11 protein-coding genes are annotated in these 11753 nt (G+C 56.2%); all 11 read right to left on the bottom strand.

Annotation, left to right across the window (positions count from 1 at the left end; translation table 11 throughout):
* A partial coding sequence (locus tag VNL73_07185; protein HXF49191.1) for an N-acetylmuramoyl-L-alanine amidase occupies positions 1-1704 on the bottom strand: 1704 nt, incomplete at its 3' end.
* Positions 1701-2702: a dipeptide epimerase gene (locus VNL73_07180; GenBank protein ID HXF49190.1), complete on the bottom strand. Its 1002-nt coding sequence runs from the start codon at positions 2700-2702 to the stop codon at positions 1701-1703. The genes VNL73_07185 and VNL73_07180, both read right to left, overlap by 4 nt.
* Positions 2699-3625, bottom strand: a complete 927-nt coding sequence (locus tag VNL73_07175; protein HXF49189.1) for an LD-carboxypeptidase — start codon at positions 3623-3625, stop codon at positions 2699-2701. The genes VNL73_07180 and VNL73_07175 overlap by 4 nt, the downstream gene beginning before the upstream one ends.
* Positions 3622-4386: a C40 family peptidase gene (locus tag VNL73_07170; GenBank protein ID HXF49188.1), complete on the bottom strand. Its 765-nt coding sequence runs from the start codon at positions 4384-4386 to the stop codon at positions 3622-3624. Before VNL73_07170 ends, VNL73_07175 begins: the two co-directional genes overlap by 4 nt.
* Positions 4383-5549, bottom strand: coding sequence for an alanine racemase (gene alr / locus VNL73_07165; GenBank protein HXF49187.1), 1167 nt, complete (start codon positions 5547-5549; stop codon positions 4383-4385). Before alr ends, VNL73_07170 begins: the two co-directional genes overlap by 4 nt.
* Positions 5549-6985: a D-alanyl-D-alanine carboxypeptidase/D-alanyl-D-alanine-endopeptidase gene (gene dacB, locus VNL73_07160; GenBank protein HXF49186.1), complete on the bottom strand. Its 1437-nt coding sequence runs from the start codon at positions 6983-6985 to the stop codon at positions 5549-5551. The genes alr and dacB overlap by 1 nt, the downstream gene beginning before the upstream one ends.
* Complete coding sequence (locus VNL73_07155) at positions 6982-8160, bottom strand: pyridoxal phosphate-dependent aminotransferase (GenBank protein HXF49185.1); 1179 nt, start codon at positions 8158-8160, stop codon at positions 6982-6984. The genes dacB and VNL73_07155 overlap by 4 nt, the downstream gene beginning before the upstream one ends.
* An 8-nt stretch (positions 8161-8168) precedes the next feature.
* Positions 8169-9050: a type II CAAX endopeptidase family protein gene (locus VNL73_07150; GenBank protein ID HXF49184.1), complete on the bottom strand. Its 882-nt coding sequence runs from the start codon at positions 9048-9050 to the stop codon at positions 8169-8171.
* 90 nt (positions 9051-9140) lie between these two features.
* Positions 9141-10094, bottom strand: a complete 954-nt coding sequence (locus VNL73_07145; protein HXF49183.1) for a transketolase family protein — start codon at positions 10092-10094, stop codon at positions 9141-9143.
* 11 nt (positions 10095-10105) lie between these two features.
* Positions 10106-11014 (bottom strand): transketolase, encoded by a 909-nt coding sequence (locus VNL73_07140; GenBank protein ID HXF49182.1) that lies wholly within the window; start codon positions 11012-11014, stop codon positions 10106-10108.
* A gap of 150 nt (positions 11015-11164) precedes the next feature.
* Positions 11165-11737: a dephospho-CoA kinase gene (gene coaE / locus VNL73_07135; protein ID HXF49181.1), complete on the bottom strand. Its 573-nt coding sequence runs from the start codon at positions 11735-11737 to the stop codon at positions 11165-11167.
* Positions 11738-11753: the final 16 nt, after the last annotated feature.

Genomic DNA, 11753 nt, shown 5'->3' with positions numbered 1-11753 from the left:
ATAAAGCCCCAAATCCTTGAGCCCGGTGGCCTTTAATAACCGCCGCTGAACGCTTCGGGCCAGATCCTGCGAGTGGACGTGGTAGTAATAAACCGAGGTGCCGTTGGTGACGAAGGGATTCGTGCCGTCCGGATGGGCGTTGTTGTGAATGGAGACGAACAAATCCGCCTCCGCCGCTTTGGCGATTTGCGGCCGGTCATACAGCGCCACCGCTTCCGTCCCCCTGCGGGTCATCACCACCTCCGCCCCCCGTTTCTCAAGGATTTTGGCCAGCTCCAAAGCAATCCACAAATTCGCCTCCCGCTCTTCGAGCCCGGTCGGCCCCTTGGCTCCCGTTTCGGTCGGAGTATTCATATGTCCGGCGTCCACGGCGATGGTCAGCCCCTTCATCCAGGCCCCCCGCCCGGGCGGTTTCTTGACCAAAAGCACCAGATTGTTTCCCTCAAAGTAGGCGTCGTACCCCCAAAGCGCCTTCGAATTCAAGTCGATGTCCGCCCGGAAAATGTCCGACTCCGGCTGCGACCAGCGGATGTTTTTGACCAAATCGGTGGCGTTGTCGTAGCGAATCCAGTCCGCCCGGGTCACCGCGCCGAAAATGAACACCGAAAGCCGCTCCAAGACCGGGTCCTCCTCCACCCGAAAAGCCATCTTGCGCGAAGCGGTGAAAGTGACTTTCACCCATTTCGTGCTGTCGGTTGTGCGGAGATAGGAAATCGAACCGGGCGGAATGATGCTGCCCGGGGGAAGAAAGGTTACGAGCGTGTCCGGCGCCCAGACCGATTGCGTCTCCGCCAGTTTGAGCTTGACGTAGCGGCCGATGCGGGTCGTCAGGTAGGCCCGGATCCCCTGCGGCTGGAAGATGGCGACGTACCCGGCGTTGGGTGCGCTGCGCAGAACGGATACGGAGTCATCCAGTTCAACGACCCGCGGCACCGCCGGGTCCCAGACCGTTAGCACGGCCCGCAGGGTTTCCGCCGCGCAGCGGCTGACGGATGCGCCGCCGACTATGGGAGGGGGGATCCGGACCACTTTCTCCGGAACCACGCAGCCGGTATCGTTTTTGGTCAGGTAGACCGTGATTCTTGCGGACAAAAGCCGCTTGTCGGGCACTCGCAAAACGCCGGTATAAAAGCCGGAGCCGGTCGATTCCGGCAGCATTTCTTGGATAAATAGATTGTTTCCCCCGTTTCCCCGGTTGGCGCCGCCCGTGGGCATGACCGTCTCGACCATTGGAAACTCCCCTTCCAGCCCATCCACCACGAAAAAAGCGGAAAGCCCCGGCGTGCCGGAAAAGGAGAGAATGACCAGCTCCCCGGGATAGGTGAAAATTGAATCGGAAGGGATTGCCGAGCCGAAACGGATGGCCAGGCTGTCGCGCGGAATCGACCGGGGCTTGGGGGTGACGAAAACCGGCCAGTCAAAAGCCACCTTCTGGCCGTTTTTTTCCGCTTCAAGACGGTAGTAAAAATTCCCCTCCGCCACCGGCAGAAAGGCCAGAAACCCGCCGGTTTTGTATACCTCGACGGGCGTTCCGTTAATGGTTAGTTTCGCGCCGGGCGTGGCATAGCCGAAAATGAAGTTGGAATCGATGGGGGGAAGCACCTGCATCGTCTCCGGATAAACAACGCGGATAATAAGTTCTTCCGCTCCGCTTTTCGAAACGGCAAAAAGGGATAAGGCCGCAAAGAAGAAAAGTTTCTTCATTTCCGCCTCACGCCCAACCCAAAGCCGCCGGGCAGCTGCCAGCTTCCGCCGGAAAGTGCCAATCCTTCATAGGGGTCGTTGGTGACGAGCAAATTCCCATCCAAATCAATATAATCGCAAACCGAGGCGACGTGGCAGCCGGCAGCGATGCCGACGGAGGATTCCACCATACAGCCGAGCATTACTCCCATTCCCAAAGCCCGTGCCAGGTAGGCAACTTCAAGAGCGGGCTTGATCCCTCCCATCTTCTGGATTTTCAAAACCACCCCGGAAGCCAGCCCCTTGAATCTTTTCAGATCCTCCGGCGTAATCACCGATTCATCCAGCCAGACCGGCAAAGCCGCCTTTCCGGCCAATTGCCGGTAACCGTCGAAATCATCCTTTGCCAGCGGCTGCTCGACAAACTCTACGCCCAGTTCTTTCAGTTTCCTGATTTTCTCAATCGCCTCATCCACTTTCCAGCCGCCGTTGGCATCCACTCGGATGGCTTGCGAACTGACTTGGCGAACCGCTTCCACCCGTTCCATATCCCCTTCTACCCCGACTTTCAATTTCAAGGCGGAAAAGCCGGCGGCTTCTTTGGCCCGCGCAGCCATCTCCCCGGGCGAAGCCAAGGCAACGGTCATGGTGGTTTTGATGGCCGCCGGTTTGGCCAGTCCCAGATAGGCATAAAGCGGCCGTCCCAAAAGCCGGGCGGCGTGGTCGAGCGCCGCCATTTCCAGCCCGGCCTGCGCCGATTTGACGCCGCCGGTCCATTCATCAATCACCCGCCGGTTTTTTTCAAAATCATTGGCCTTTTCGGATAGTTTTCCGTCCACTTTTTCAAACGCCGCAACCACCCCCTCCCGCGTTTCGCCGTAATAGGCGGAATAGGAAACTTCGCCGATACCCCGGCCAAAGCGCACGAAAATGGTTTCCCGCTCCTCAATAACCGAGCGCGACAAGCGAAAGGGATATTTGAGTTTTAAGAAGTACGATTCCCATTCCAGTTGTTTCACACCACGCCCGCCTCCTCCAATACCAAACTCCCCTTGCGCGAATCCAGGGTGGCCCGCAAGCCCAGCGGCAGGGTGAAATTGTTCTTGGAATGTCCGAACGGGAAATTCGTGGCGACCGGAAAAGGCGCCCGCCCAAAGAAATCCTTGAAAATCCGCGCCAGCGGCATATGGTAGTTCGCCTTGGGGGGATGCGCGCAATCCTTGAAGTCCGCCAGAATCAACCCCGCAATCTGCCGAAAAACCCCGGCCAAGCGGAGCTGCGCCAGATAGCCGTCGATGCGATGCGGATATTCACTAACGTCTTCGAGAAACAGTATCGCCCCCTCCAAGGACGGCTGGTACGGCGTTCCGAAAAGCTTGACCACCAGTGAAAGATTCCCTCCCAAAAGCGGCCCGCTGGCTTTGCCCGGCCGCAGGAATTTTGGCCGAAGACCCCGGGGAAATTGCACTTTTCCCAATGGAGAAACCGATGTCAAGGCGTTCAAAAGATTTTGTCGGTTGTAAGCCGCGCCGAAATCCGCCGCCATCGGCCCGTGAAAGGAACACAGACCGGTTCTCGTATGGAGCGCCAGATGAATGGCGGTAATATCCGAGTAGCCGACGAATATTTTCGGGTTTTTGCGCACCAGCTCAAAATCTATTTTATCCAGCATCCGCAAGGCACCGTACCCCCCCCGCGCGCAGATGACGGCATCCACTTCGGGGTCGGCAAAAGCCCGATTGAAAAGTTTGGCGCGCACTTGATCCGGCCCGGAAAGGTAACCGTATTTCAGTTTTGGGGATAAAAACAGCTTGACCCCAAACCCGGTTTTTGCCAGCCACTTCAGCCCCCGCCGCAGCCGCGCATCCTTGGCCCAGGAGGAAGGGGCCACGATGCCGATGGTCGCACCGGGGGATAGCGCCTTGGGCTTCACCAGCTTCATAGGATTCGGCGAACGCAGGTCAATTTTTCAATAACCGGATTATAATTCCTATCCGCTTTCCGTATGGAATCCAAAGTCACCCCACCCCCCCGCAAATTGGCGTGCAGGATTTTCCTTCCGCCAACGTAAAGCGCCACATGTCCGGGGAAAAAGAAAAAATCCCCCGCTTCGGCATGCTCAAAAGGAATCTCTTCCCCGATTTTTATCTGCTGCGAAGTATCACGGGGAATTTTCCGGCCGAAGAAATCAAACAGCGTGAACAAAAAACCGGAGCAGTCGAAACCGAAGGAGGAAATGCCGCCCCAGAGATAGGGGGTGCCAAAAAACTCCATTCCCTTTTTTATCAAATCAGCGACGGAAAAACGGAGCTTTGCGGGGTCAACCAGCCCTTCCTTTTTTACCCATCCCAAAACCTTTTTATCAGAGCCGACGGCCGCCCAGTTTCCGGCTTGTCGAAATACGCGGACAGCGGTGTTGAAAGTCAGGACGGAGTTTGTTTTCTTGCGATCCGTGGCGAAAACCGCAAGGAAGGGCGTCCGGACTTTCAGTCGCTTGCTGAAAAAAGTATTTGAAAGCGGATAAAGCAAATGGCTTTTCTGCATCCAGCCGGTGTATCTATCCGGTAAGGTTGTGGCAATGTAGGTGTCCTTTTCTTCTCCCAATTCCACCGGCGTATTGAATAACGCCTGGCTTGTCCGCTCGGATTGAAAAACCGGCTCGCGGCGCAAATCGGCAACCGGAATGCAGACAAGCCCCTTCATTTCGCAAACCCCAATTTGCGTGCCATTTTGCCGGTATATTCAATGGGCAACCGCACCCCCATCCGCGTCATGATTTCGTAGGCGGAGGTTCCAATCCATCCCGCCAAATCCTCGGCCGTGATTTTCTCGTTTCCCATTTCTCCCAAGAGCACCACCCGGTCGCCCGTTTTCACCCCCTCAACTTCCGTGACGTCAACCATAACTGCGTCCATCGCAATCCGCCCGACCACCGGCGCCCGCTTCCCTCGCACTAAAACCCACCCCTTGTTCCCCAGATGCCGGGGATAGCCGTCCGAAAAACCGAGCGGCAGGGTGGCAATCACCCGTTGACCCTTCGATGTAAACTCCCGTCCGTAGCTCACCGTCTCATTCGGACCGATGGTCTTCAACTGCGCAATCCGGCTTTCCAAACGCATTATCGGTCGAGCCAGAAGCGAATTTCCGGCAATGGTTTTGGAAGGATAACCGAAAAGCAGAACGCCCACCCGCGCCAGATTGAAATACGCCTCCGGAAAATCCAGAATCGCCCCGCTGTTGGCCAAACTGGTGTAACGGGGAATTATCCCGGCCCTTTCGAAAAGCCGCCCAGCTTCTTTCATCCTTTGAACTTGCAATCGGACGAATTCCAAGTCCCCTTCGCTTGCCGTGGCCAAATGGGAAAACAGCATCCAGAATTCAGTCCCATTCTGGTTTAAAAGCAATTGAGTCAGGCGCAAGGCCGCTTCCGCGGGTACCCCGTACCGGTTCAACCCCGTTTCCAGTTTGACGGCAAACCGAATTTGTTTCTTTCGTAATTTCCTGCCGGCTTTGATGTAGGACGTTCCGAATTTTTCATCGATAACGGTGGGAATCAAATCATAGCGGGCATAAAACTCCGCCCGGTCGGCGAAATCGGGATATAAAACGGCGATGGGGGCCTTGATGCCGGCTTTTCGCAGGGCAATCCCCTCTTCGACAAATGCCACACCGAGGGAGATTGCTCCCGCGGAAAGGGCCGCCTTTGCCACGGGCAAAGCTCCGTGGCCATAGCCGTCCGCTTTGACCACGGCCATCAGCCCGGCAGCTCGTCCGAGCCGTTTTTTGACGAGCCGGACGTTTTGCGCCAACCGGTCCAAATCGACAACGAGCCGGCTGGGACGGTGAGAAGAATTTTTGCGGTTCATTAAGGGAGCAATCGGGCCGCCGAAAGACACAGCCGGTCCACGGCGGCGTCGATAGCGCCGTAGTTCAGCTTTCGGCCGTTCACCAGGACCGAAAAACAGTACAGCTTCCCGCTTTTGGATTTGAAGTAGCCCGAGAGCGTTCGCGCCCCGGAAATGAAACCGGTTTTGACCCGGAAATTGACCGCCAGGGAATCCCCGTTTTTTCGTTTTTTGACCGATTTGTCCAGCCCCGGAATGGCCATCGACTCGTAGTAGTAGGAAAAGTGGGGGGACTCGTGCATGTGGCGCAAAAGCTTTATGAACCCCGCCGCCGTAAAGCGGTTCCTGGCAGAAAGCCCGCTCCCGTCCACCAGATAGAAATCTCCGGTGGAAAGGCCCGCGTTCAAAAGAAAATGGTTCACCGCCTCCAGCCCGGCTTCAAAGCTCCCCCGCCCCTCGATTTCCTTCCCCAGCGTGCGCAAAACCTGCTCGGTATAAAAGTTCTGGCTGTTTTTGTTGACTACTTTGAGAATGTTGGAAAGGGAATCGGAATGCCAGACGAACAGTTTTTTCAAGCTGTCTTCTTCGAGGCCGGCCTTTTCCCAATAAATGGCCGGAGCCGCCACGGAAATTCCTTTCCGCTTCCAGATTTCCCGCGTCGTGTGGGCCAGATACATCGGCGGTTCGTGCACGGAAACATAGTCCGCCCGCCCGGTGTCGGAAATCGGAATCCGGCCGAAAAATGTCACCGTATTCGTCCCCGGCTTGCGGCGGTAATCCTCGTCCAGCGTGTATTTGCTCCCCCGCGGGCCGGTACGCGAATGGTTGATCGCCTTCATATAGCCGAAATCCGGCTCCAGAATGATGCGGGCCGGGGCGCCCACCTTCCGCCCCGGATAGAAACGAAGGAAAACGCAGTTGTCCTCGAAAGACAAAGCCGAGGTTTGCGCGGCGTACCAGAAGGAAAGCTCGCGGGCGGGCCAGCTTTCAATCACGTCCGGTCCCACGAAGTAGCGCTTGTCCAACACGAGCCGCCCGATTTTTTTTACTCCCCGCGACAGAAGCGAATCGGCCCAGAATTCCAGAATTTCATACGGCGAGGGACGGTCGCGGCCCGAAATGGAGGGGTCCCCCCCGCCGCGGACGACCAGAACCGAAAGCGCCGAATCATCGGCCTCGCTTTTTTTTAAAAGAAAAGTGGTCTCGAACCGGAAATCCGGTTTAAGGTAGTGCAAAGCCGCCGCCGAGGTCGCCAGCTTGGCGTTGGAAGCCGGAGTCAAAGGGACGCTCAAGTTTTTGGCGTAAACCGAAACCCCTTCGGAAAGGGAATAAAAAGCCGCGGCCACCTTGGCCCGCTGGAAAGGGGCGGAGGAGAAGATGGTGTCGGCCAGGGCGGAAAAGCTCTGGGCTTGGAGCTCCCCGGCCGCAAAAAGAAGTGCAAAAAGAATTTTTTTCAAAGTTTTTCCAGCGCGGTTTTTATTTTATCCAAGGCCAGCCGTATGTTTTTTTGCGAGTTGGCGTAAGAGAACCGGATGTATCCTTCGCCGTATTTTCCGAATGCCGTGCCGGACAGGCAGGCCACCCCGGCCTGCTCTAATAGATAATCGGCTATTTCCTTGGAGGATTTACCGAATTCCTTGATGGAAGGAAAAACGTAAAACGCCCCCTCCGGCTCGGTTACGGCGAGCCGCGGGATTTTTCGCAAGCCCGAAACAATCAAATCCCGCCGCGCGCGAAACTCAGAGGCCATTTTATCCACCTCATCCTGCGGGCCGGTCAAACCCGCCTCAATCGCTTTTTGTCCGTACGCCGAGGTGCAGGAAAAGTCATTGATGGCCAATTTGGTGACCGCCTGGGCCAGCGTCTCCGGCATCGCCCCAAACCCCAGCCGCCAGCCGGTCATGGCATAGGCCTTGGACATTCCATCCAGAACGATGGTTCGTTCCGCCATCCCCGGAAAAGAGGCAATGGAGACGTGCTCCCCGCCGTACAGCCCGCGCGAATAAATCTCGTCCGACAAAACCCAGATATCCTCCCGGTTTTTGACAACCTCATAAATTCCCTCCAGTTCTTTTCTACCCAGAACCGAGCCGGTCGGATTGTGCGGGGAATTCAGAATCAGCATCCGCGTTCTGTCGGTAAGCAACTTTTTAAGCTTCCCCCCTTCCATCCGGAAGCCGTTCTCTTCTGCAAGCGGATAGGGAACCGCCTTGCCGCCGACAAAATTGACCGCCGACTCGTAAATGGGGAACCCCGGGTTGGGATAAATCACCTCGTCGCCGGTTTCGATTAAGGCCAGAATGGAAAGAAACATGATGGGCTTGGCGCCCGGTGTGATGACAATGTTTTCCAGCTTGAAGGGAACGTTGATTTTTCGGGAAAGATATTGGGCTACGACCTTGCGCACTTCCGGCAGTCCGGCGGCGGGAGTGTAATGGGTGTATCCGGCATCAAGGGCCTTTTGCGCCGCCTTGCGGATGAACTCCGGCGTGTCGAAATCCGGCTCGCCGATTTCGAGGTGGATGATTTCACGGCCGGAGGCCTCCAAGGCCCGCGCCCGCGCCAGAACTTCAAAGGCGGTCTCCGTCCCCAAACGGGACATCCGTTCAGCCAATCGCAGTTTGTTTCCCATCCTGCTCTCTACGTCACCGCCGCCGGCTCTGCTTTTTCCAGCCGGTGCCGCATCCTCCAGAAGATATAGCCAACCACAACGGACACAATAGCCAAAGCGGCTCCGAATTCATCAATAAAATATTTCGTTTTTCCGGTATCGGTCGTCAGGGGAGTAAAAATCGCTTGAACGAAAAGATTATGGCTGGCGTGCAAAAAAGCCGCCGTCCACAAACTTCCGGACTTCAGGCGCATCCAGGCGAAAATGAAGCTCATTCCAATAACCATAATGGTAAAACAGCCCACCCCGTACCAGGCCGGCGTCCCGGCATTGTAGTCGGCGAAAAGCAAAGCCGGATAATGCCACACGGCCCAAACCGCTCCGCTGATTAAAGCCGTGTTGGTAAAGGAAGTGACCTTCGCCAGTTCCGGCACCAAAAACCCCCGCCAGCCGATTTCCTCCCCCAAAGCCGAGCCGGTGCTGCGGATGATGCCCAGCGTTCCGGTCAAAAACACGGTGAGAAACAAGACCAACCCGGCCGGTAGCTTCCCCCAATGGAAATCCCGCACCGCCGACTGCACAAATTCCGGATTGTAAAATCCCCCCAATCCGGAAAGCCAGACCGCCAGATAGGCAACCAGCGCGTAGCCGAACGGAATAAGATAGCTGGCGACCTGATACTTCGTCTTTCCCCACCTCCACCCCAGTTCGGCAATGCTTTTTCCGCACAATTTGCAGGTAATTAAAGCCGCCACACCGGGGCACCACATCACGCCGAGCACGTACATCCCCCGCCCGGTGCGGAATGAACCGGAGGAGATGATTAAATAATTGAAAACTGCGCTAAGCCCGAAGTTGAGGAGAAGAAAAATTAAGATTCGTTTCCATGCTTCCCTGTTGCTTTCCGCCATCAATTCCTCTCTATTTCCTATATCCTAAAAAAAACGCCCCGTTCGGTGACGGGGCTGGTGGTTTTTCCTAAGCTTAGCGCGGCTCCGATGCTATTTCCCATTACCCCGATGGTCTCTCCGCCGCAAAACCTTCCGGGCTTTTTCGATGATATTGGTCGATTTCATCCCGAAGGCCACCAAAAGCTCCTCCGGCTTGCCGGATTGGCCGAAGCGGTCCCACATCGCCACCATCTCAATCGGCACGGGGTGATGCCAGGCGGTCACCTGAGAAACGGCTGACCCCAGCCCGCCGTAAATCTGGTGCTCTTCGGCGGTCACCAAAGCGCCGCACTCCCGTGCCGCCTTGATGATGATTTCCTCATCCAGCGGCTTGAGCGTGTGCATATTGATGACCCGGGCCTCGATTTTATCCTCCCGCGCCAAAACCTCCGCCGCCTCCAGCGCTTCGTAAACCATAATGCCGCAGGCGATGATGGCCAGATCATTCCCTTCCCGCATCACCAACGCTTTGCCGAACTCAAACGGCGTGTTCTCGTCCGTGACCACGGGCACATCCTCCCGCCCCATCCGCAGATAGCAGGGCCCCCAGATTTCGGCTATCGCCCGGGTCGCCTTCTTGGTCTCCCAATAGTCGCACGGGCAAATCACTTTCATGTTTGGCATGGAGCGCATGATGGCGAATTCCTCCAGGGCTTGGTGGGTGGCGCCGTCCGGCCCGACCGAGATTCCGCCGTGCGCCCCGCCGATTTTGACGTTCAAATCGGAGTAGCAAATGGTCACCCGGATCATATCAAGGTCGCGGCAGGCGGCAAAGGCGCCATAAGTGGCAAAGAACGGGATCTTTCCGGTGAGTGAAAGCCCGGAGGCCACGTTGGCCATGTTTTGTTCCGCCACCCCCATTTGAAAGAACCGCTCGGGAAATTTCTGGGCGAAAAAATGCACCATCGTGGAGGAGGCCAAATCGCCGACCAACACCACCACCTTGGGATTGACCTCCCCCAGTTCGGCTAAGGCATGCCCCCACCCTTCGCGGGTTTTTTTCATTTGCACGGGCATCAGGCCAAAACCCCCGCCGGTTTCTGCGGATAGGCCGGCTCGGTGGAGGAGGCGAGATGGGCATACCATTCCTCAAAGGTGGTCCCCAATTCTATCAAGGCCTTCTCCCCCTGTTCCTTTGTGGGCGGCTTGCCGTGCCACTCGTATTTATCGTACATAAAGGAAACCCCCTTGCCCATAATCGTGTGGGCCAGAATCACCGTCGGTTTTCCCTTGATCTTGCGCGCTTCGGCAAAAGCCGATAAAAGCTCGTCAAAATTATGTCCATCCACCTCTATGACGTGCCAGCGGAAGGCCCGGTACTTGTCTGCCAGCGGTGCGATTCCCATCACATCTTCGACCCGCCCGTCAATCTGAATTTGGTTGTAATCGATGATGCCGCACAAATTATCCAGCTTGTAATGCCCGGCCGACATCGCTGCCTCCCAGATGGCTCCTTCCTGCTGCTCCCCGTCGGACATCAAGGCATAGACCCGCCGCGGATTGTTATCCAGCCGGGAACCGAGCGCCGCCCCCACGGCAATCGAAAGCCCCTGCCCCAATGAGCCGGAGGAAACCTCCACCCCGGGTGTGTCGAGCGAAGAAGGATGCCCCTGCAGATGCCCGTCGAATTGGCGGAATTTCAGCAAATCGCATTTCGGGAAATATCCTGCTTCCGCCAACAAGGAATAATGCACAGGGGTGACGTGGCCGAACGACCAAAACCACATATCCCGTCCCTCCCATTTTGGGCGGCGCGGGTCGTAGGTCAATTCGTGGAAAAAGAGGGCCGTGCCGACGTCCGCAAAGGAAAGCGGCCCGCCGGTATGGCCCGATTTGGCGGGGACCAGCATCGTGATGATATCCCGCCGGACCTCGAGGGCCTTCTGCTTCAGTTCCGGAATCGTTAGGTTGTATGGATTCGCCAATTTTGCTCCTTATTTTGAAGCCCGGAATATACCCCCCGTCCCCTGGGTGTCAAATCTTTTCACCCTTTCAAGATAATATTTTCAAAAAGGCAATCCAAGCCCTATTTGTGAAAAAAATCACAGGGGAGTCCTTGAACCTCCCGGCGGTTTTCAACGGCAAACGGTTCTTTGCCAAACAATCTTAGCCTTCCCCCTTAACTCTTTGATACTTCCATCGTTAACTATAACCCCATCCGAAACCCTACGCCTTTGCTGGTAGGGCATCTGTGAACGAATCCGGCGGATGGCCTGCTCGCGGGTAAGCCCCTTGGCCATCAGGCGTTTCACTTGAACTTTCTTGGGGGCGTGAACCATCAACAAGAAGTCCATTTTAACTGGAATTTTCCATTCCGCCAAAAGCGCGGCGTCGATGACGATGGCTTTGCATCTTTTCTTTCGGGCCTGGGCCACCTCTTTTTTCAAAAGCTTCAAGAGCGGCGGGTGGACAATGCGGTTGAAGCGGGAAAGTGTACTTTTACTGACGAAAACCTTCGGCCCCAAAACCTTGCGATCGATTTTGCCCTTGGAAATGATTTCGGGGCCGAACATTAAAACGAGTTTCTTCTGGACCGACTTATCCTCCAAAACCCACCAGCCCAGTTCGTCACCGGAAATGACACAAGCACCCCACTTTTTGAAAAACTTGGCGACGGTGGTTTTGCCGGAGGCGATGCCGCCGGTCAGGCCGATGACGGGGACT

The organism is Verrucomicrobiia bacterium (genome assembly GCA_035574275.1).
Taxonomy (GTDB): Bacteria; Zixibacteria; MSB-5A5; order DSPP01; family DSPP01; genus DSPP01.
This window is presented reverse-complemented; position numbering and strand designations above follow the sequence as displayed.

Excerpts from the sequence above, each read along its gene's own strand:
- VNL73_07175 (HXF49189.1), bottom strand. The coding sequence starts at position 3,625 with ATGAAGCTGGTGAAGCCCAAGGCGCTATCCCCCGGTGCGACCATCGGC.
- VNL73_07170 (HXF49188.1), bottom strand. The coding sequence starts at position 4,386 with ATGAAGGGGCTTGTCTGCATTCCGGTTGCCGATTTGCGCCGCGAGCCG.
- alr (HXF49187.1), bottom strand. The coding sequence starts at position 5,549 with ATGAACCGCAAAAATTCTTCTCACCGTCCCAGCCGGCTCGTTGTCGAT.
- VNL73_07155 (HXF49185.1), bottom strand. The coding sequence starts at position 8,160 with ATGGGAAACAAACTGCGATTGGCTGAACGGATGTCCCGTTTGGGGACG.
- VNL73_07150 (HXF49184.1), bottom strand. The coding sequence starts at position 9,050 with ATGGCGGAAAGCAACAGGGAAGCATGGAAACGAATCTTAATTTTTCTT.
- VNL73_07145 (HXF49183.1), bottom strand. The coding sequence starts at position 10,094 with ATGAAAAAAACCCGCGAAGGGTGGGGGCATGCCTTAGCCGAACTGGGG.